Below are 22,478 nucleotides of genomic sequence, written 5' to 3'. Positions count from 1 at the left end.
GTTTCGAATCTTTTTTTAATTGATGTTTTTCATTTTGGGTTCCTAACTGCTGAAACAATAAGGAGTTGGAGACATTCCTTTTGGGAATGTCTCTTTTTTAGGATGGGTTCTTTTACTTAGCCTTCCGCTCAAAGTGATAATGAAGTCTATATTCACAAATATCCTTGGTCATATCAAACAAAACCCTCTGGTCTTCTGGTCTGACATTAAAGTTCAGCATAAAAATATCATCTTCGTAAGAAATTAACCCTTTAGAGCTGCCACTCCACTTAGACATAGGCATAGTCGAAATCAACTTACTCACTCCTGCTACATCGTAGTTCCATAGCTTTTTAGATGATTTGTCAGCAAAGTCGATTTGTTTTCGATACTCTGTTTCTGTTAAGTAGCTATGAAAGAATGGTGCTGCTTCCTTAGAAGTGATTGACTTGAACCAACTATCAACTCCACGATCTAGCATGGCTAGCAGAACGACCATCTTATAACTCTTCGCCATACCCGTTTTCTCTACTTCCACTAGCCATGGCTCATACCGATGATAGATTTCAGATTCACGTTCTGAAAGCTCTTTAGCATATTCCAAGAATCCATAATATGAAGAGAATTCCTGACGATAATGCGGGGAATCAGAGGCACCTTTTAGATGTAATTCCAAATAGGAAGGCCTTCTTCCTAATTCCTGCTTTAATATGTGATAATCATTTACTAATTTATCTCGTCTAGGTTTCTTCTTCTTCGCCATTTCCTTTAAGAGGTTTATAACCTGGATATCTAATTTTATATCGCATAACTCAGGAACAATTGGCTCAATGGTTTTCGTCTTTTGCTTGCTCAAATTTGTATCAAACAAACTTAATTTAACATCTGCATTTCGATAATTACCGATTAAATCAATAATAACGCAATGATCCTTAGAGTCATGTAGTCTTAGCCCTCTACCAATCTGCTGGGTAAAGACCGTTAACGATTCTGTTGGCCTAACAAATAAAAGCGTATCAACAGCCGGGATATCGACTCCCTCATTGAATAGATTGACTGTAAAGATAATATCGAGGGCTCCAGTTGCAAGCTGACTTATTGCATCATCTCTATTCATATCTTTTTGTTTTGAATGCAGACTAATTGCTCTAAATCCCTTTTGGTTAAAATAGGAAGAAAGAAACTCTGCTTGCTTAATGGATGAACAGAAGCCTATTGTACGAGTCTTTCTTTTGTCCTTCCATGCATTCAATACCTTTTGAGCCATCTCATCCCGTAATTGAAGCTGTAGTAACTCCTTTTCATCATATCGATTTCCGAGCCAAGTAATCTGACTATAATCTGTATCATCATACACACCAAAATATTTAAAAGGCGCTAACCAGTTCCGTCGAATTGCCTCAAGGAAATCGATCCGGAATGCTACATTTCCACCACAGATAGCATATACATCCTTGTTATCATTTCGATCCGGTGTGGCCGTGATTCCAAGCAAAAATTCCGGTTTAAAGTAATCTAATACTCGTTGATAAGATTCGGCCGCTGCATGATGAAACTCATCGACGATAATCAAGTCAAATTCTTCAGGATCAAAAACTTGAAGATGCCGCTGCATGCTTAACGTGTAAATCGATGCAAAAATGGTATGTCCATGCCTTTCTTTCACCTTGCCATTATAAATAGAAAAGCTCTCTTCTGGCATAACCGTTTGGAATGACTTCTTAGCCTGATATAGAATTTCTTCAAGATGTGCAATAAACAGCACCCGTTTGAAATTGCGCGCAAAGAACCCGGCTAAATATGTCTTTCCTAATCCAGTGGCCATTACGACTAACGCCTTATCATAATCTTCTTCCATTGTTTTATTTAATTCCTCTAATGCCTCCATTTGTGCAAAGCGAGGATAAATTTTCCCATACGGTGCAGATGATTCATGAATGATTTCCGCTGTCGGAATTGACTCATCAACTTCACTTGGAAGCATTAAATCCATTTCCTCTGTCTCTGTCCACTTTTGAGGAAGATTTGGATTAGTTATATGAAACTTCTCATAGCTTTCTTCATAATTCTTCAACGTTTCTTGATTTAAAGAAATCGTATGGTCACTATAAAACGTTTCTAAAAATAGATGCAGACCTTGAGAAAATACTTCTTCGTCATCACTAACAGAAAGACTCCATTCCACTCCATTACTTAAAGCCGAACGTGAAAGATTAGACGAGCCAACAAACAGGCTATCTTGGTTCTCCTTTTGAAATAGATAAGCTTTAGGATGAAAGGATACCCCGTTACTCTTCCATAATCTGACCTCAATCCTTGAATCTATCCCTAATAATATCCTTAATGCTTCTGGCTGGGTCACAAACAAATAATCGCCAGTACACACTTTAATTTCCGCTCCACGGTCAGCAGCCGCTTTTAATGCTTCTCTCAAATATTGAACACCAGATTTCATCACAAAAGAGGTCAAAATACAAATAGAAGAAGCAGAATCAATCTGCTTCAATAGGTGTGTCCCTAATTGACCGGTAATTAATTGGACCTTACTCATCTTCAACCTCAATCAGATAAATCTTCTCCTTAAATCCTCCGCGCTTATCTGCTTTGATCTTCCTTACTTTCTCCACTTCCTCGATAGAAGCCCCATGATACTCAGCCAAAGCATGAAGGATTTCTAACACATCTGCCAACTCTTCAATCGCATCCTCTTTACTTTCTGTCTCTACATATTCCTGTAACTCTTCAAAGCTCTTCTTTTTCAATTCTTCTATGTATTCCTTCTCATCTAACACTCTTGTTGTAAACTTCTTACCTGTAGCTTCAATCACTTCTGGAATCCGATCACGGACTAATTTATTGTGAACTGGCATAAAGTGGCCTCCTTCAAAGTTTATCTTACAATTATATCACTTACCCAAATTTTGTATTTATAACAAACCCCACTTAATCATGATATTATTTAATCATAGCAAAACCTATAGGAGGATAACATGAAAAAGCAAGTTAAAGTAGTTGCAGCCATTATTGAAAATGAAAATGATGAAATACTATGTGCGTTACGCTCTCCAGAAATGAGCATCCCAAACTTGTGGGAGTTTCCAGGTGGAAAAGTAGAAAAGGGAGAAGATATTTTTACTGCTTTAAAAAGAGAGATTGATGAGGAATTACAATGTCAGGTTGAAACAGAGGCTTCAATCTTTAATGATAATACGCATGAATATGAAACCTTCATCATTAACCTACTGTCTATAAAATGTAGAATCATTGGAGGTACCCCAACAGCCAATGAACATTCTAAACTGATATGGTTAAAGCGAGAGAATCTAAGTTCTCTAAAATGGGCTCCCGCCGACATACCAGCTGTGGAACAATTAATAGACGAAAAAAATAGTCTTCTCAAATGAGAAGACTATACTCTTTTAGTGAACTCCGTATATAAACTAGCCGGAACTTCATTCTCCAATTCCATTGTAACGGTAATTGGCTTTTCCCCTTCATATTCCACCGTGTTGCCCTTACCAATATAAATATACGGTTCTGTCTTTCCGTCTATTTCTTTATACTTTCTAATAAATAAATGTAAATGTATCCCTCTATCCTGATTGAATACAATATTCTTTCCTCTCTCAGAACTTGGGGCAGTACTATTTGGAGTCTGCCATTGAAAAATGCGTTCGCTTATAAATTCATCGTGGTAATTAATACTCTCTTTAATATCTTCTTCCTTGTGCAGATCAATAAATAAGAAATAGTCATTTCCATTTGAAAGTAGACCAGAACCCCTAAAGGCACTGTGGCTTTTGCGATAATTTGAGAGTAATGCAGCATCAGCCATTTGATACTGTTCATATAGCTTCAAATGTGGCACACCATAGTAGTCTTCTTTAAATTCCTTTTCATATCTAAAGATTCCATAAATAATAAGATCTTCTACATATCTTCTATATTCTTCATTCTGTAAAACCTTTTGATAAGAAGCTGTCTTAGTTAAATGACCATCTTCAAGAGCAAATAACTTAAAGTTCCTCTTTTTCTGACCAGGATCATAAAAATCCTGATTTAGACACTGCAAGGCATGTAATACGCTATCTTCATCTACCTCTTTAACCAACTTCAATATCTCATGTTTTGCGGTTTCTAAAGAAATCTCATTATGGTCCAATAGATATTTAGCAATAGCAAATTCATACACTCGCTTTAAAGGTAACTTGCTCGATAATTCCTTTAATACTCCTTCAAAATTTTCGTCTAGTAAAAGCCTTTTCAAGGAATCTTCTTTTTCTACTTTTGCTACAAATTGCAAATATGTTTTTTCGCGATTAATAAACTTAGTCGGATCTGGAGCTCCATCAAATTTCATATAATCCATTAATAATAAAGGAATTCTACCTTGATTCATTTTCTTAAATTCAAAGTACTCTTCCTTCAAATACTTCAAAGAATTAAAGTTTTCCTTATCAATCTGCGCTAATATCCGTTCTTCAGAAATTTTATCCATTTGAATATGCGTACACCCTGGAATATTTGCAAAGCCAGTTGCAATAGCAACCTTCAAGCTTTCTTTATCATAATAACGGCTTCCATTTAATGCGATGGCAATTAAGAACGTTTTACTATGATTCCCAATGAAATCAAGTACCGTTAGGAAAGTCTTGTCTTTATGCTTACGAAGTCCTCTTCCCAGCTGTTGAATAAAAACAATCGGAGAATTAGTAGGTCTTAACATTAGTACGGTATTTACTGAAGGAATATCAACACCCTCATTAAAAATATCAACGGTGAAAATAAATTCTAAATCATCATTGTCATCTTCTAATCTATTTATATAATACGATCTCTGCTCGACTGAATCATTACCAGATAAACAGATACTTTGAATACCCCTACTATTAAATTCTTGTGCCATATATTGTGCATGTTCAACGGTTACGCAAAAACCTAGACCTTTTCTTTTTTCACCGTCATGGCCATAGAAATCCATATTCTTAATAATAAAGTCGACTCTCTCATTTACCTTTAATCTCTTAGTTATCTCCGCTACATCGTCAATATCTACATCACTTAAATCAATTCCCTCAATATCGGTAATACCAAAATAATGAAAGGGAATAACCAGTTCATCCTCTAAAGCCTCATGTAAACGAACTTCTAATGCCACATTATTATCAAATAGGTCAAAGACATTTTGTTGATCGCTTCTCTCTGGAGTAGCTGTCATCCCTAATGTGAACTGTGGGTCGAAATATTCTAGCACTGCTTGATAGCTTGGGCTTGTTGCATGGTGAGCCTCGTCAAAAATAATATAATCAAATTCGTCTCGTTTAAATTCCTCATAGCATTTAGACAAAGTTTAGAAAAAATATAATCGGCATTTTTTTGCTTTTGATTCCCAGTCAGTAATCCAAATGTCAGTTTTTCATTAGGAAGGAGCTTTTCAAAGGTCTCTTTTGCTTTTTTTAATATTTCTTCTCTATGTACAATGAACAGTAATCTTTTAGGCTTGAATCCCTTTACATCAAAAGCAGACATATACGTTTTACCCGTCCCTGTTGCTGCTATAACCAAAGCCTTCTTTTCCCCAAACGATCTAATTCTTTCAAGGTTTTCAACCGCACGTTTTTGCATGTTATTGGGAATAATATATTCAGAGCTTTCATAAATAAATTGCTGTGTATTCGTATAGCCCTTTAATTTACTCAGAAACTCTTCATACTTACTTATGAAATTGTCATCCGCTACGACACTACTATTCCATAAGCCATCATATTCCTTTAAAACATCTTTCAGAAATTGAGCATCCTCTTTAGCAATGATCTCAACGTTCCACTCAATATTACTCTTAAGGGCACTTTGAGTAATATTAGAAGAACCAATAATCACCTTATAACTATCCTTAAATTCAAAAATATACGCTTTCGTATGAAAACCAATCGCCTTATCTGTTTCAAAAACCTTCAAATGGATATTACTAAACTCATTTATTTTCTTTAAAGCCTTCGCTTCAGTAAAGTTAAGATAAGTAGAAGTAATAATCTTCCCCTTTACTCCCCTTTTTTCCGCGTTCTTAAAGGTATCCAACAACATCTGAAGACCACTATAATTAATAAAGGCCACACTGAAATAAAACCTTTCACACTCATTAATTGAAGAAATTAATTCATTTAATAAATTACCCTTGTCTGAATTGACAATTAGCTTTTTCTCGATGTTCATGATTTGCTCCTGACTGTGGTTATATATCTCTGGCCTGTTTCTTTAGGCGATATTTTCTCTTCAACTATTTTATGAGATAGGAAAATATATTCTATTCTTACTTCATTAAGTAGTTTTAGTAAGTCTTTATCTTTTTTATATTGCATATTTCTTAAAAGACCATTTTTGCTTTTATATTATTAAATATTTATCGTAATTATTCTTAATTGTTATTATTCCAAAACACCAAGAATCGTAAAAAACTCTTACAATAGACCATCTATTATCTGTTTTAATTCTTCATATGTACTTGGGTGAACTATTTTTTTTAGTGAATTTAAAGATATTGTTTTTTGATTAGGAAAATATATATCTAAGTCTTTAGTTAATGCAACGTAAAAATCCCATTGTTTCACATTTAATGGTTCAATTATTTCATGATTTTTTTCTTTTAGTAAACAAAATACATATATATCAGCATTCCGTTTTACCGTAGGGTTATATTTATTTGTAGAATAATCATATTCTTTTTTTGCCCCAATACTAAAACTGATGTTTGAATATTTTTCCTTATGCCATGCTTGGATATACGCAGAAGATTTGACCTCAATTTTCATGCCTTTATAAACTAAATCATATGAATCCCATTCAACTCGTAATTGATTTAAACAGCCAAGAGCAGTTCCGATTAAAAACTCAGCAAAAATTCCCCTTAGGTTGTTTGTTAGAATATTTGAAAATCCCCATTTCCAGAAATCTAAAATAGTATGGTCTGTTCCTAATATTGGAGTTTCTGATTTAAGATGTTTATCATTATTCATTTATAACCACATCCTTTTATGCACATTTCAGGTAAACTACCAACGTTTCCCAATACATTTTATCTTCCCAATTAAGTTTCATATAAACCTAAAAAACTTATCCCATTGGATAACGAGATCCCTTTTATATTTTGCTTCTTGTTATCAATTTTAGAAATCTTCTTCCCATGCTTCTTTTGCATCCAATAACCTTTGTGATAAAAACTCATAAAAGTTCTTTGCTGTATTGTAGTCATCAAGTCCACCTTGTCTATTCCACGCTATTACTGGGCACTCATTATTCTCCATTTTGTTTGTATATAAACAATATACATATTCTTCAGCATTTTCAATAACTACTAAATCCTTTTCCAATCCTAAATCTCTATAACTCTTCGTGTTAACAACAACTGGAGCTCTATTTGACTTAGCCACTCCTAAAATATCAACACCAAATGACCCACCAGAACCATAAGTCGTTAAAAACCACTTATAACTTTCTGGTAATTCCACCCCTAGCTCATTTTGGACAACATTGATTTGACTTTCAACTACTCCACCTGTGTAGTCATCTGATTCGTTATGTTCATTAATAAAATTTGTTAATTCCTCTTTATTCATTCAGTACTCCCCCTGCCAACAACAGTTGGTTTTTAAGATTGTAAGGCAATAGCTTAGGAGTTGAGACTAATTCTTTTGCCTTCATAACGCCTTTTACTACAGCTGCTTTTAGAGTGGTTACCTCAGGAGTTTGTGACAGAGTCCCAAAATCCACAAACTCCTTACCTATATGAATAGTTTTGTTCCTTTTTTCTGAATAAAAAAAAGGATAGCCCCTTTTTCGAAAGGCACTATCCTTTTTTCTTTAGATAAAGTATTTCTAACTTTATAGTAAATCATGATAAATACCTATTCCCCTCAGCTTTTACCAATCCTCTTCATCTTCATCCCAATCTTCTTTTGCCAATTCAAGGCGTTCCATAAAATAGTCTAAAAAATTATCGGCAAGCCTTCGACCATAGCCTTCATGATTATCCCACATTATAACTGGACATTCACCATTCTTCATTTTATTAGTATCGAGGCAATACGCAAATTCATCAATGTCTTCTATAACCACAAGTCCATCCAATAAATCATAATACTTTTGATGACCTTTGGTAGCATCTACTACTGCTGGTCCCGTAAAACCATATCCAATTATCCTCACTCCAAAAAGTCCACCGTAACCACAATTTCTTAAAAACCACTTGTAACTTTCCGGTAATGAAACCTGTAATTTTTGTTCAGTTTCTTTTACTTTGTCTTCACTTACACCACCAGTAAAATCATCATCTTTTCCATATTTCTTAATGAATTCCTGTAGACCTGAATAATTCAACGAAATCACCTTATAATCCTTAGTTTCGTAACGCATGGAGCACGGACAAGTATGAAGATAAACTAAGGGAATAATCAAATTAGAAGCATAAATTCAATTCTCATTCTTCTTGAATCTTTCTGGAATTTTATCTTTCCAAATTAACATGAGTTCTTTAAATTGTTCTGTCTCCATTTCATTTTCAAAAGGCTCTTCATATGTAAAAAGATGTTCCAAGACTGTCATATCTTTTTTTATTAACACACTTGTGGCGTTGAGTTGAATCTCAAAATCCTGGTATAAACCATTTAAAACATTTTCAACCTTTGTAATATACTCATCTGCTTTTTGCTCAGTAGAAATGTCTTCAATAAAATCAGCGAATAATTCTATCTCACCTGGTAATTTTATTCTAAGCATTTCTAAATGATCTCTATAAAACTCGTATGAATATTTCATAATCGACCTCCTTCATAAATTGGATAGGCAGTTGCAATTGAACCGTCTGGTTTTAGATACATTTCTATTGTAATTCCTGAAGAAGTTAAAGTTGAATATTTATTTCTACCTATTTGCCTTTTATTATTAAAAGCCTCTTCAATAGATTTTAATACCTGAACACGATCCCATTCTTTTGGAAAAAAACTTGAATCTACATTTTTTCTAACTCCATTAATTTCGATCGTTGCTCTATATACTCCATTTCTATCAGGCCTTGTTTCTGTACCTGGAACTATCTTACCACCCATCATACTCTCGTGATGATAACCGACAGCTTTCCCACGTCGATTAATCTCTCCGTGATAAACATGCCTCATTGTATCTATAGTAAACTTTTTCCCACCATCTCCATTGACTTGAGACTCCACTTTCGCCATAGAAATTAACTGATCCTTCAACCCAGCACCATTAACCACATTATAAGGTACTCCACCTGCCAACGACAGTTGGTTTTTTGGATTGTATGGCAATAGGTTAGGGATAGTGGCCAGTTCTTTTGCTTTCGTAACACCTTTTACTGCAGCCGCTTTTGTAGTGGCTACGCCAGTCTTCGTTATGGCTCCTGCGCCTTTTGTTCCGACTATTGATGTGACGACAGTTCCAAGGGCATAGGATACCCAGTGAGCCCGCGAGTAGGCATCGCCATTTACCATATCCCGTTCATATGAATCTGAGATTGACTTTGATATATATTTATAGGTTTGAATCGGGTGCATGATTGAATTTGCTACACCTTCAACCGTTTCCCCAGGATCTGTGACAAAGTCCCAAACTCCTGTCACAAAGTCTTTACCTACATCATAAAGGCCTACGCCGATTCCTTTTGTAATGTCTGCGGTTTGCTTAGCCGCTTCTAGCTGCATGACATATTGCTGCTGGGTGGGTGCTAAGTTTTCGTACCCGATCTGCTTGGCGATTTTGAGGAACTCATCTGGATCTGTTACATGATCGAGTTGGGCCTTCAGGTCTTTGATCCGGCGATTCTCCGCTTCTTCTTTCTTAACCTTGAGATATTGCGCGGTTTCTTTTTTCCTAACTTCCAGGTTTTTATAGGCTTCACTATTTTTATAAGCTGCTGCATTAAAATAGAGAGGGGATACTACTCCTCCCCTTGTACTGGATATTTTCAATTGCTCCATGAGTGCTGCCACTGCCGCTTGGTCCGCTTCGGATTTGGCATATTCAGTCGTCCACTTATGATCGATTTCGTTTACTTTGTCTATCGTTTCGGTCCGTTTCTTTTCTGCCTTCTCGATATTTTCAAAGAACGCATCATCGGAAAAGGGCTCTAACTGAATGATGTCATCAATTCCAGCCAATATTTTTTTCAGATCATTTTTCTGGGCTGTGACCATTTCCTTTGAATTTCGAGTCGCATTTGTCAGCTCTTCCTCTAAAAAAGGAACAGTAACCACGGTTTCACTAAGGTTCGCTTCGATTGTATCTCCTTGAATTCCACTTAAAAATGCTACATGCCGATTAATCAGACGCAGCCAAGAATTCACGACATCGATCTGTGCTTTGTAAAACCCTTTAATGGCCTCTGCGCCTTGCCCCTGCAGCTCATCATCCAAATGAACGATACTCTCAAATCCTTTTTTTAATTCCGTGAGCTGTTCCTTTAGATCCTTATATTGTCCGACACGCGTTTGCATGGCAGAAACTAGTGTTTGAGATTCGTAAATCATCGACATAATGGAAAGTCCTTTCAACTTCTTTTCTTATTCATTTCTATGTAATATTTTTATTCACTGTAAAATTATGGACTAAATATATTTTAGAAGAGTTTCTATATTTATTCAAGAAATGAAGGGACTTTTTATTAAACGGATTTATAGTATAAAGAAGGTAGGATAATAGAATATTTCTTTATGCTTTGTAATTTTCCAGGAGCCACAAAATTGGCAATGTTAAACTAATACGTAAAAAAGGACTATTCCTATTGAAGGAATAGCCCTTTCTTTGTATCAAAATTAAAAGGCCGGTATGGCCGTTTCACTATATTTCTCTTCTAAAAATTTGCGTACCTCCGGGCTTGTCATGGCCTTGGCCAACTTTTGGACTGGCTCGGAATCCACGTTATCCTTGCGTGCCACTAATGTAATCGCAAAGTCATTTTCAACACCTTCTGTGAGAAGGGCGTCATTTTTTGGTGTCAAACCAAGCGGTGCAGCGTAAGCAGGTGTTATTACTATCGCATCTGCTTCATCATACGTTCTCGCTAGCATTAATAAATCTACTTCTTTAAACTTATAGTTTTTAGGGTTCTCAGTGATATCAGACATTGTATAGTATGGACCCTTTTTTTCCTTTAAAGTGATCACTTTATGCTGTGCCAGCAAGGCCAATGAGCGATCGATATTCGACACATCATTTGCAATGGCAATAACGGCACCCTCTGGCAATTTATCCATTGAATCGTATTCTTTGGAGTACACACCATAATTGGCAAAATAAATGGGTTTCACGGGTACTAGCTCGGCATTTTTGTTTCGATTGAATTCCTCCATATATGGAACGTGTTGGAAGAAGTTCACATCCACTTCTTTTGCCGCTAGTGCGGTATTAGGCTGCACATTATCACTTAATACAACCATTTCCAGGTTAATGCCCTCCTCTGCCAGCTTTGGTTTAACAAGCTCAAGGATTTCCGTCATTGGGGGAATGAGTGAGGCCACTTTCAATGTTACCTCTTCCTTCTCCTGATTCTGCGCGTTTTCTTTCTCTTTTACTTCATTCGTCTTTCCACATCCTACTAAAAACAACATAATTGCTGCCATGAGAAAGAGTATTTTTTTCATGATGTTTCCCTCCATTATTTATCTTTTATCAATCATTCTGGCTACAGCTGTTCCAATGAATTGGATAAGCTGTACTAGAATAATCATAATGATAATCATATAAATCATTAGCTCTGTTTTAAACTGCTGGTAGCCATACCTGATGGCAAAGTCGCCGATACCGCCGCCTCCGACCACCCCCATGATCGTTGAATAGGAAATAAAGCTGATAATCGATGTTGTTAGTCCGAGGACAAGCCCTGAACGAGCCTCCACGTAAAGAAATTTAAATATGACATCCTTAACGGAAGCCCCCATGGAAATGGCTGCCTCGATCACACCCTTTGGCACGTCCAATAAAGATTGCTCGACCAATCGCGAATAATGGGCAATGGCAATGATCGCTAATGGAACGCAAGCAGCTGCTGTACCAATGGCTGTGCCGATTATGAGCCTTGTAAAAGGGATTAAAAAAACAACCAATAATAAAAACGGGAATGAACGGATAATATTCACAAGTAAATTTAATATCGAGAAAGCCCAAGGATTTTCAAGCAAATGACCCTTCCTAGAAAGAAATAGCAAGGTCCCGACAGGCAATCCAATCAAAATCGCAGCTAAAATGGACACACCAACCATCGTAATGGTTTCTCCAATTGACTGCCAAATTTCTACCTCATATTGAACTAAAATCTCAGGCATGACCTCGCCCACCATTCTCTGCTAATTGTTCGATAAAGTATTCTGGACGATTATCCTTTTTTTGAATCCCGGTTGGTTCGATTAAGACCGTGTCATAAATCTCTCCCTCTGCCATGATCGATACACGATTGCATATACTTTTAATGACATCCAGCTCATGACTAACAATGACTATCGTAACACCGAAGCGTTTGTTGATGTTTTGTAGCACGTCTAATATTTCAGCGGTTGTATTTGGATCAAGGGAAGAGGTCGGTTCATCACATAACAACACTTGAGGGTTATTTGCCAATGCCCTTGCAATGGCAACACGCTGCTTTTGTCCCCCGCTTAATTGTGCAGGATATCTCTCCATCTCACCCTCCAATCCGACAAATTGGAGACATTCTAAAACACGGCTCCGACGTTCCTTCTTTGGATAATTTGCCAGCTCTAAAGAGGCTGCAACATTGTCATAAACCGTTTTATTTGCCACAAGATTAAAATGCTGAAAGATCATGCCAATCGACTTCCGTGCCCCTCGAAGTGCTTTATTGTTCAATGTTGTCAAGCTTTGGCCGTTTACCTCCACTTCGCCCACATCTGGGGTCTCCAACAAATTCATTAGCCGCAGCAGCGTTGATTTCCCTGCTCCGCTTGCTCCGATTATTCCATGAATTTCACCTTTAGGTATTGTTAAAGTAACAGACTTAATAGCCTGAAATTGTGAAAAATTTTTACTCACTTGATCCAGGTTAATCATAAAATCCCACTTTCTATTTGTTGAAAGGTATGTATAGCGCTCCTCATTAATAGTTTCATCAAAGAAACACAGCTGATAAATCATTCTATCAACTAATGAGGACCTAATGCAAAGACACAAATTAACAGTTAGAAAGGATAGATGAACAGTGAGGAATCCCTGTTTACATCTATCCTTTTGTACGACATGTTTCGTTAACTGGATATACTTTTATTACACAGCACCGTGACGTTATTTCGACGACACCACCAAAAACCGGACAATATGATCCGAGAAGTTAAACCAGTAATGGGCTTTTCGAGCATCGAACATGAAAGACTGCTGTTCATGGAGTTCCATTCTTTCTCCCTCTATTTCCACTGTCAACTTACCTTCGATAATGAATAAGAATTCATGTCCGCTATGAGAAAAGGCGCTTCCTTTATTTTCACCTGGCTTTAAGGTGACAAGAATAGGCGAAAAAACAGCATCACGAATGCCGCTGGATAAATTCTGATAGTGAAATTGTTCATGATTATAATCTGAATTTCCTTGGGAACGGTCCTCAGAAAAAAAGAAACTTGGGCTGACATCCAATGTATCAGCGATTTTTTTTAATGACTCTAATGTGACGCTTGATTTACCCCGTTCTACTTGTGATAAAAAGCTGATCGAAACACCTGTTTGTTCAGCAAGGCTCTTTAATGTTAGTTTTCGCACTTTCCTCAATGATTTCATTTTTTCCCCGATTGAATCAAAAGGCATGGAGATGCCCCCTTTTTTTACATAGTATCTAGCTTCATTATACAGTACAAATTTTGATGAATGTTCCGTCATTAATAAAATAATTGACAGAAAATTATAAATTATTTACAATGAAGGAAATAATAAATTGAAGTGACACTTCAATTTTAACGGGGTGACTCAAGATGGAGAAGAAACAAATGCGGCGAATATTAGTCGCGAGTTTAGTCGGAAGTTCGATTGAGTGGTTTGACTATTTTTTATATGGGACCGTTGCAGCTCTCGTGTTCAATCAGCTATTCTTCGTGAATGAGGATCCGACAATAGGGCTGTTGCTTTCCTATGCATCCTTTGCGTTAGCATTCTTCATCCGTCCCTTTGGCGGGGTGATCTTTAGTCATATTGGTGATCGTATTGGGAGAAAGAAAACCCTTGTTATAACACTTAGTTTAATGGGGATCGCAACATTTGGGATGGGACTTCTTCCCACGTATCAAGCCGTTGGGATTTGGGCGCCGATTTTATTAATCACGCTGCGCTTAGTACAAGGTCTGGGAATTGGCGGTGAATGGGGTGGCGCGCTTTTATTGGCCGTTGAATATGCTCCCGCTGAGAAACGGGGCTTGTTCGGAGCCATTCCCCAAATGGGTGTTACGATAGGAATGCTGCTTGGAACCGTTGCCCTATCCATTATGACAATGCTGCCTGAAAACGCATTCATGACTTGGGGATGGCGTATCCCATTCATTTTTAGTGCTCTGCTAGTATTTTTTGGCCTATGGATTCGTAAAGGAATTGATGAAACACCTTCATTCAAAAAAGTGAAGGAATCGGGAGAAGTTCCAAAGCTGCCGATTGTGGAAACTCTTAAGAATTATTGGCGTGAAGTGCTTATTGCCGTCGGAGCCAAAGTGGTAGAAACAGCTCCATTTTATATTTTTAGCACGTTTGTCGTATCATATGCTACTGCAAATCTCGGTTTCTCACGGACAGCTACATTAACTGCAGTCATGATTGCGACAATTATAACGACGATTTTAATACCTATCATGGGGAATTTATCTGATAAGATTGGCCGCAAAAAGCTGTTTATAGGCGGAACGATTGGGATGGCCCTGTTTGCATTCCCATACTTCTGGTTGCTGCAGCAAAAATCGGTCCTGCTATTAATCGTTGCAACAGTGATAGGTTTAGGGGTTATTTGGGCTCCCATCACAGCTGTTCTTGGAACGATGTTCTCGGAAATTTTCGATGCAAAGATCCGTTATACCGGCATCACGCTTGGCTATCAAATCGGAGCAGCTCTGGCAGGAGGAACAGCGCCGCTAGTTGCAACGGCTTTACTTGATAGGTTTAATAACTCCTATGTTCCTGTCGCCATTTATATTATTTTTGCATCTGTCCTGTCACTAGCAGCGATTTGGGCAGTTAAGGATCGCAGCAATCAGAAATTAGACGAAACACATAATACTAGTGCCATGTAATCTATGGATTTTTCACTTCAAGGAGGACAATTGAATGTTGGTAATAAGTGAGAAGGAAATTCAACAATCATATGGAATGAAAGACGCAATAGCGGATATAAAGGCCGTATTGCGTGCACATGGTGCTCAACAAATAGATAACCCTCATCGCACAGTGCTTGCTTTCCCTCAACACGAGGCATCGGCCCTTTACATGCCAAGCGCTGATTTATCTGAAGAAGTTTCGGCAGTCAAAGTCGTTACCATTTTTCCAAAGAATCCTTCAAGGGGGATGGCAACCACACAAGGAGTCATCTTGCTGTCAGATGCAGAAAATGGCGAACACCTAGCATTGTTGAATGCCTCCTATTTAACACGTCTCAGAACGGGGGCATTGAGCGGCATTGCCACAGACTTTCTTGCTCGTAAAGACGCAAGGGTTCTCACGATCATCGGAACAGGAGCTATGGGATTTGAACAAGCAATTGGTGTGTTAGCCGTAAGGGACATTGAGCGTATTTTATTAGTAAATCGCACACAAGAGAAAGCGCAGAAATTCGGTGAAAAGCTGCGGGCATTCGGAGTAACCGCTCCTTTTGAAGTTTGCGAAGATGTTTCAGCAGCTGTTCGTCAAGCAGATATCATTTGCTGTGCAACCCGCTCGAACGAGCCTGTATTTAATGGGCAGGATGTAAAGCTGGGCACACACATTAATGGGGTCGGGTCTTACTTACCGGATATGAAAGAAGTGGATAATACCACCATTTCACGCGCTGCTAAAATTATCGTCGACGATTTGGCGGGCGTGAAGGCTGAAGCAGGAGAACTCATTTCTGCAGCCAATCAGGGGAATTGGTCGTTTAATGATATACACGGGGAGCTTTATGAACTTGTCATGCGGACCAAAACAGGCAGGGAAAACGAAGAGGAAATTACCTTCTTTAAATCAGTCGGTGCTGCTTATTTTGACCTCGCTGTGGCAAAAGGTGTTTACAGCCAATCGAAAGAACGGAACATCGGGATGGAGATTGAGGTATAGAAGAAGTCATACATTTTGCTAACGCTGAATGTAATAACAACCCGAAACAAGCGACGTTCAAGCTTGCAGTAACATTTCATCTTTAAATAAAGAGACCCTTCTTTCGGAAGGGCCTTTTGAATAATCCATATCTTTCACAAGCGATCAAGCCTTTATCACGGTCGCTTTTTTTATTGGCATCATATAGTGCCATGTGGCTTGTATTTCAGTTTGAATCCACCTTGAAAAAAGATGGATTATTTTTAATTTGTGTTGCTGTGTCGACTTAGTTTTCACGCAGAGTTGATTGGTGCGGGTGTCCGAGACTCCTGCGGGAAATACGCGTCCAAGGGAGACCCCACAGGCGCAAAGCGCCGAGGGCGGACCGCCCGCGAAAGCGAGTGCCTGGAGTGGAAATCTAATTTTCACATACCTTCAAAAGACTGTAGACAAAAGGGGTTCTATCAAAAGTTTAAAATAAGTTGATTGGAACGGAAGGTACGAGACTCCTGCGGGAATACGCGTCCAAGGGAGACCCCGCAGGCGCAAAGCGCCGAGGGCGGACCGCCTGCGGAAAGCGAGTGCCTGCAGTGGAAATCAATGTCACAATTTCACAAAAAAAGATGAATCATTTTCTATCTGTATTCCTCCAGAATCGTGCCCGGCTGGGAAGATTTTTCTAGCTTTATCGAAGAGGAGCTAGTTGGTACTTGTTTCTGCTTCAGCTACCTTTTTGACACGATCTAAAAATTCCACGACCACTTTATCGGTAGCAAATACTAAAAGTAATTTCAAAAACCACTTCAATGGGCGACTGGTGACTGTATATGTAAAAGAAGTTCTATTGTCATTGATTTTATTTAGTTCATAAAAAGCCGTAATATCAAACATTTTTGCAAGTATAAATCCTACTTTTAGCTTTTTCTCATTAGTTTCATTCAAATATTCCAATGTTTCTATATCATACTCTTCTGTTCGTTTTCCTTCTCGATATTTTTGGCGATATACACTTCCAACCACTTCTTCCGTTATTTTAACCGGCTTTTGTTCAACTACTTGAGGCATGATTTTTTGCAAATTTTCTACAGAACCATCAAGAAACTTCCATACCTGTTCAATTGGGGCATTTATTTCTATTTCTTTTGTCCATTTTTTCAATGAAAATCACCTCTGCCTCTATTATATTTCCTTTATTATGTAATAACCAAATTCGAACGGATGAATCGTTAAATAATTCTAATTAAATAGATACATTAACCAACTTTTTTTTAATTTAAATGTCGTTCTGTAAATAAATTACTTATTAAGATTCTCTTTTTTGGTGTTATTCTTGTATAATAAACCAAACGGTTACTTTTTCAGGAGAATCTTATGAATTTTATTTATATTAATCAAAACATATTAGATAATCTTTTTTATATCTTAGTAAGCATTTTGATTTATTACATTTTATTAGATCATGGCAAAAGGTTAAGTCATTATGGCAAGACCCTTATTACTGCATGCATGAGCATTCCTATTATTTTATGTATGAAGTTTCCTATTTATATCGATGAATATTGTGTCCATGATCTCAGGCAAATCCCTTTTATAATAGGGACCCTTTATGGTGGTTGGCCTGTAGGAGCTGCACTGTTAGTCATCATATTAACTTTTAGGTTTGCTTTTTATGGTTTCAATTTACTTACGTTAACTGTATATATCGTAATCTTTATTATAACGGCTTTATTTTCTTCCAAATTCAAAAATTTCAATCGAAAAAATAAGCTTAATAGCTCGATACTATTAATTTTGTTTCTTGGAATACTAACGAGCTTCATTTCAATCGTTATGTCTGATTATTTTCGAATAACGGAGGCATATGTATTTTACTTTATTATCCTCCCTCCTTTCATTATCGTTTTGGCTTTATATATCATAGAAATTTTAAAAGATGCCATTATAATCCGGACACAAATGGTAAGGCTTGAAAAAATGGAGGTAGTCAGTCAGCTTGCAGCCAGCATTTCACATGAGGTTAGAAATCCTCTAACGGTTGTGAAAGGATTTGTTCAACTGCTAAAGGCTCCTGATCTGACTCAGGAAGTAAGAGAACAATATATCCAACATGTAGTTAGAGAGCTTAATAGTGCAGAATCCATTATCAGTGAATACTTAGCATTTGCGAAACCTGCACTTGAGAAAGTGGAAAATATTTTAATTAACCGTGAAATAGGATATGTAATTGAAATGATCAAACCATTGGCTAACATGAATTTAGTTACTATATCTAATCAGTTGGCTCCAGGCATCACCCGGGGGAATATTCAACATTTCAAGCAATGCTTTCTAAACCTCATCAAGAATGGTATAGAGGCAATGCCAAACGGCGGGGAACTTAATATTGTTTCTTATGTAAATAATTTCGATATCATTATCGAAATCAGTGACAATGGAGTGGGAATGAACAAGGAACAAATAAATCGTTTTGGTGAGCCTTATTACAGTTCCAAAGAAAAAGGAACTGGGTTGGGATCTATGGTGGCTGTCAAGACCATCCAAACGATGAATGGTACACTTCATTTAACTAGCGCTTTGAATAAGGGAACAACGATTTCAATAACACTTCCCGTTTATCAAGAAGATCATTCTGGAAAATAATAAAAAAGTCCGCCATTTTCGGCGGACTTTTAGTTTGTATAAGGTTTTTTTAATTTGACCGTTGATTTCCACTCCAGGCACTCGCTTTCCGCGGGCGGTCGGGGAGCCTCCTCGGCTTTCGCCTGCGGGGTCTCACTTGGACACGCTTTTCCCGCAGGAGTCTCGCACACCCGCTCTCCTATCAACTTTGTTTTAAATCACTTTTCGCCGACTGTCTGCACTGTCTTAGGCCATTGACGCAGTTTATCGTCCTGAACCACATAGTATTCGCCGCTCACGAATTTTTTTCGACCTTCACCTCACTATTCGGACTCTTAACCCCTTATGTCCCCAAAATAAAAGTCCGCCATTTACGGCGGACTTTTTACTTTATTTTTTCTGTTCTAGGCATTGATGAACCGCCATCATGTCTCGTTTGTTCAATTCACGTATCCGGGCGAAAATGGGGATATCGGCCACGGCCTCGGTACGTTCACTTTCGGCCACGACATCCTTCACTTTCCCTGTCAGCCAGGTCTGGACGTCGATGCTTTCGACGGTTTCTTTGCGCCCTTCATCATCGATGCCACTGGCATGACAGCTCACACAAGGGATCGTTAATTTATACACACCGTCATGGATGTTGTCTTCTGAAATGACTTTCTTGCCATTACAGAATGGGCATTTATGACTTGCTTTAATTTTATTGATTTGGGTAACGATTTTTTTGTAGCCGAATGCTTCATAGACATAGGTTAGTTTTTTGTATTTGCCATTGGTGAAATATTTATCAATAATGGTTTCTCTTGTTTCGTTAATATTGGCAAAGTCACAGATGGTAATCTGATTTTTGCTGCTGATTGCTTCGATATTGCCTTTAATGCTGTCCCAGAATGGTTGGGTATTTTGTAAAACCACTTCATAGCCGACAAAGCTTGCTAGTTCGAGTTCGAGCATTTTCAACGCCGCTTTTGTTTCACGTGGAAGGAATGAGACATCATCAGTGAGTGCGGTATCGCTGCCCACAATCGCTTTTAGTTTTTCCAGTTCCGGCAGCTTTCCTACAATTTTGATGACTTGATCAATTGGCTGTTGGATGATCTCGCGAATGTCCGTATCACCAAACATCAGCTTTTTATGATGTTTGAGAACCGTTCCTTGACAGACTGGACAGTCGATCATCTCTTTTGTTTCTTTCATCTGCTCTTTAATGATTGATTTCGATACGAAGATATAACGCCCAATGATGAAATTGAACCCTTCCCAAATTCTCGATGCCTTGCCTGCTTTATCGTAAAAGGACTTTTCCCAATACCCATATAAGAAGGTATGCTTTTCGGCATCTGTCATCTCATTATAGCTTTTACTAATGTCGTGACCTAGTTCATTCTTGATCTCATCAAACAGGAATTGCAGTTTGGAATGCTGATAATATTTTAATACTTCCATCACGTCCGGATGTAATAAACCATCCCAGAATGGCACGTTTTTGTCTTGTATGACTACATCGAAATCGAATTTTTCAATGAACCGGCGTCCCGAACAGCTTGGACAATGATTTTCTGCAGAATAGAAATCGAAGCTTCTTGTATCCTTATTGGTCGGATGTGCAGCCACTATATGGTTGATCATTCCGCACAATTCATAAAGAAACGTATATTGACTGTACAAGTGCCGTTCAAGATCAATGGCGATCACAGGGGCAATCGTATCGGACTCGTACTCCCCATAAATCACGCGAGCGATTGGTGATAAGCTTTTTAAAATGCCGCCCTTATAAACGTTCTCTGCGTTTTTGAAATAGTCCAGATGATTTCCCTGTAAATAATCGATACCAGTTTTTGACCGGATCGTCGAAGAGATATGCAAAGGCTCCACCCGTTCGTCACTGTTTTTGTGACTGTAATAATCATCATGACTGACAACGTCAAGATGCTGGACAGGTGTTAGCTGTCTTTTGCCAAAATCCACGATATAATCCGAGCTTTCCAGCATATAGGCATTATGTTCAATCATGATGATGGAGACGGATTCATCCTCCAGAATGACCCTGACACTGTCGATGAATTGGTTTAAAATATTTTGCGATAACCCTTTTGAAGGCTCGTCAAAAATGAACAGCGTGTGCGGGTTCCTTGTCTTCGCAAACAGCTCGGAAACTAAGTGGACACATTGAAATTCACCCGTCGATAGTGTTTGTGTTTTTCTCTCTAACGTTAAATAACCAAGCCCAAGTTTGATCAATAAGCTCAAACGTTTATGTGCGATGTCCTCTTTTGGGAGTTCTTCGATGATATCTTCGATCGAACGCTGAAAAATATCATCAATTTCATCACTGTATTTGGTTAGCTTCTTTTTAATATCAAGAAACGTCGCAACGGTCGACCGGCTGGTGATCGATTTATTTCGGTCCTGCCCGACCATGACCAGCTTATCCTTTGGATACCGCTTCTGAAAATCTTTGGAAATGCATTCATTGACTAGTGTAGATTTACCGCAGCCGGACTCACCCGTAAAGGTAACGAGTCTATTCTTGGGAATCCGGATTTCTTCCATTTGAATATTACGGCAGTAAAGATCCTGAAATTGATAGTATTCCGTTGGCGCTGCTTCATTACGCTTCCAGCTGATTGGTTTGGGCCGCGGTGATTCCTCAACGATTTTCCCGCCATATTTTCCGCTGCCGGGTCCAAAGAACAATTGGTCATCCGTGCTATCCAACACCGTGTCTGAATGATCAATGAGCCAAATTTGATTTTTATAACCTAATTGCTTAATCTGCTCCAAAATTTTCAAAAGGGTTTGATGATCAAGACCGACGGAGATTTCATCGATGATGATCACGGTATTTTCACTTGTTGCCATGAATTCGGCCAAATAAAGCCGGGTTAATTCCCCTCCTGACACTGTCCCCATAATACGGTTCAAGCCTAAATAACCAATATTCATATTGATAATATTTTGGAGAATATGCTGTTTGGCTTCACTTATATGTAAGGTCTCTGCGAGTGAAAGGATCGTTTCGATGCTTAAGTTGTTGATATCGGATATAGTATGCGGGCGGTCTAATAATTCAATGGTATATTGCTCGACTTCTTGATTGTAGCGCTTGCCCTCACACTTTGGACATTCGACGTTTTTCGTCGTACCGCGTCCTTTACAAGTGGGGCACCAGCCTAAGGCATTATTAAATGAAAAAACTTCCGGAGAAAGATTGAATTTTTCTGCAAGACAAACACGTATCTCTTTAAACACACCAGTATGTGTACCAATGGTCGAACGGGGATTAGCTGAAATGGATGATTTGCCGAGAAAAAGGACCAGAGGCATTTCCTCCATCTTGATGGCACTGAAGTTGGTTTCCATAATATTAGGGAATAAATACTGATATTCAGACTTCGGCAATAAGGAAACGAGACGCTTCTTGGATTCTTCGCCAATGGTTTGACAAAAAGTCGTCTTCCCGGAACCTGATAAACCAGCAATTCCTAATGATTGGTCGTCTGGCAGTGATGAATCTAAATGGCTTATATTGTTCGCTATTAATCGATTTATTTTCATTTGTAACTCCTCTCATTTTTTTAAGCTCAGTCTTTCAT

Annotated in this window: 19 protein-coding genes; 4 read left to right on the top strand and 15 right to left on the bottom strand. The window is 38.1% G+C overall.

Features of this window, described 5'->3' with window-relative positions; genetic code table 11:
* Window positions 1-112: 112 nt before the first annotated feature.
* Together OTG27_RS18315 and OTG27_RS18310 are read right to left on the bottom strand one after the other, a co-directional pair.
* Window positions 113-2,530, bottom strand: a complete 2,418-nt coding sequence (locus OTG27_RS18315; protein ID WP_268937681.1) for a DEAD/DEAH box helicase family protein — start codon at window positions 2,528-2,530, stop codon at window positions 113-115.
* Window positions 2,523-2,849, bottom strand: coding sequence for a nucleoside triphosphate pyrophosphohydrolase (locus OTG27_RS18310; RefSeq protein ID WP_034309825.1), 327 nt, complete (start codon window positions 2,847-2,849; stop codon window positions 2,523-2,525). Before OTG27_RS18310 ends, OTG27_RS18315 begins: the two co-directional genes overlap by 8 nt.
* 120 nt (window positions 2,850-2,969) lie before the next feature.
* Here OTG27_RS18310 and OTG27_RS18305 point away from each other — a divergent pair, with 120 nt between their 5' ends.
* Window positions 2,970-3,383, top strand: coding sequence for a (deoxy)nucleoside triphosphate pyrophosphohydrolase (locus OTG27_RS18305; protein WP_268937680.1), 414 nt, complete (start codon window positions 2,970-2,972; stop codon window positions 3,381-3,383).
* 5 nt (window positions 3,384-3,388) lie between these two features.
* Here the strand turns inward: OTG27_RS18305 and OTG27_RS18300 are convergent, their stop codons facing one another.
* The 11 genes from OTG27_RS18300 to OTG27_RS18250 form a co-directional block, all read right to left on the bottom strand.
* Window positions 3,389-5,326: a DUF3427 domain-containing protein gene (locus OTG27_RS18300; protein ID WP_374941270.1), complete on the bottom strand. Its 1,938-nt coding sequence runs from the start codon at window positions 5,324-5,326 to the stop codon at window positions 3,389-3,391.
* Complete coding sequence (locus OTG27_RS18295; RefSeq protein WP_268937678.1) at window positions 5,227-6,192, bottom strand: DEAD/DEAH box helicase; 966 nt, start codon at window positions 6,190-6,192, stop codon at window positions 5,227-5,229. The genes OTG27_RS18300 and OTG27_RS18295 overlap by 100 nt, the downstream gene beginning before the upstream one ends.
* Before the next feature lie 245 nt (window positions 6,193-6,437).
* Entirely contained in the window at window positions 6,438-6,992 is a 555-nt protein-coding gene (locus OTG27_RS18290; RefSeq protein ID WP_268937677.1) for a hypothetical protein, read from the bottom strand.
* Between the two features lie 150 nt (window positions 6,993-7,142).
* The gene (locus OTG27_RS18285) at window positions 7,143-7,592 is read right to left on the bottom strand and encodes an SMI1/KNR4 family protein (RefSeq protein WP_268937676.1); all 450 of its coding nucleotides are present in this window, start codon (window positions 7,590-7,592) and stop codon (window positions 7,143-7,145) included.
* Window positions 7,593-7,896: 304 nt separating this feature from the next.
* Entirely contained in the window at window positions 7,897-8,352 is a 456-nt protein-coding gene (locus OTG27_RS18280) for an SMI1/KNR4 family protein (RefSeq protein WP_268937675.1), read from the bottom strand.
* A gap of 93 nt (window positions 8,353-8,445) precedes the next feature.
* Window positions 8,446-8,790, bottom strand: a complete 345-nt coding sequence (locus OTG27_RS18275) for a tRNA-Val4 (RefSeq protein ID WP_268937674.1) — start codon at window positions 8,788-8,790, stop codon at window positions 8,446-8,448.
* Window positions 8,787-10,526, bottom strand: coding sequence for a T7SS effector LXG polymorphic toxin (locus OTG27_RS18270; RefSeq protein WP_268937673.1), 1,740 nt, complete (start codon window positions 10,524-10,526; stop codon window positions 8,787-8,789). The genes OTG27_RS18275 and OTG27_RS18270 overlap by 4 nt, the downstream gene beginning before the upstream one ends.
* Before the next feature lie 279 nt (window positions 10,527-10,805).
* Entirely contained in the window at window positions 10,806-11,633 is an 828-nt protein-coding gene (locus OTG27_RS18265) for a MetQ/NlpA family ABC transporter substrate-binding protein (protein WP_063594653.1), read from the bottom strand.
* Window positions 11,634-11,651: 18 nt separating this feature from the next.
* Window positions 11,652-12,314 (bottom strand): methionine ABC transporter permease, encoded by a 663-nt coding sequence (locus OTG27_RS18260; RefSeq protein ID WP_268937672.1) that lies wholly within the window; start codon window positions 12,312-12,314, stop codon window positions 11,652-11,654.
* A complete protein-coding gene (locus OTG27_RS18255) occupies window positions 12,307-13,056 on the bottom strand; it encodes a methionine ABC transporter ATP-binding protein (RefSeq protein ID WP_268937671.1) in 750 nt (249 codons plus the stop codon). Before OTG27_RS18255 ends, OTG27_RS18260 begins: the two co-directional genes overlap by 8 nt.
* A 231-nt stretch (window positions 13,057-13,287) precedes the next feature.
* Entirely contained in the window at window positions 13,288-13,800 is a 513-nt protein-coding gene (locus tag OTG27_RS18250; protein ID WP_268937670.1) for a helix-turn-helix domain-containing protein, read from the bottom strand.
* 164 nt (window positions 13,801-13,964) lie between these two features.
* Here OTG27_RS18250 and OTG27_RS18245 point away from each other — a divergent pair, with 164 nt between their 5' ends.
* On the top strand, window positions 13,965-15,263 hold the full coding sequence (locus OTG27_RS18245; RefSeq protein ID WP_268937669.1) for an MFS transporter: 1,299 nt from the start codon (window positions 13,965-13,967) through the stop codon (window positions 15,261-15,263).
* Between the two features lie 34 nt (window positions 15,264-15,297).
* Entirely contained in the window at window positions 15,298-16,281 is a 984-nt protein-coding gene (locus OTG27_RS18240) for an ornithine cyclodeaminase family protein (RefSeq protein ID WP_268937668.1), read from the top strand.
* 678 nt (window positions 16,282-16,959) lie between these two features.
* On the opposite strand, the gene OTG27_RS18230 is transcribed toward OTG27_RS18240, so the two are convergent.
* The gene (locus OTG27_RS18230) at window positions 16,960-17,418 is read right to left on the bottom strand and encodes an SRPBCC family protein (RefSeq protein WP_268937667.1); all 459 of its coding nucleotides are present in this window, start codon (window positions 17,416-17,418) and stop codon (window positions 16,960-16,962) included.
* Window positions 17,419-17,631: 213 nt separating this feature from the next.
* Between OTG27_RS18230 and OTG27_RS18225 the strand changes: the two genes are divergently transcribed.
* On the top strand, window positions 17,632-18,900 hold the full coding sequence (locus OTG27_RS18225) for an ATP-binding protein (RefSeq protein WP_268937666.1): 1,269 nt from the start codon (window positions 17,632-17,634) through the stop codon (window positions 18,898-18,900).
* A 369-nt stretch (window positions 18,901-19,269) separates the two neighbouring features.
* On the opposite strand, the gene OTG27_RS18220 is transcribed toward OTG27_RS18225, so the two are convergent.
* Window positions 19,270-22,440, bottom strand: a complete 3,171-nt coding sequence (locus tag OTG27_RS18220) for an ATP-binding cassette domain-containing protein (protein WP_268937665.1) — start codon at window positions 22,438-22,440, stop codon at window positions 19,270-19,272.
* Window positions 22,441-22,478: the final 38 nt, after the last annotated feature.

Source organism: Peribacillus sp. AS_2 (assembly GCF_026891895.1).
GTDB lineage: Bacteria > Bacillota > Bacilli > Bacillales > DSM-1321 > Peribacillus > Peribacillus frigoritolerans.
Note: the sequence above shows the minus strand (reverse complement) of the source record. Positions and strands in the feature narration are given on the sequence as shown.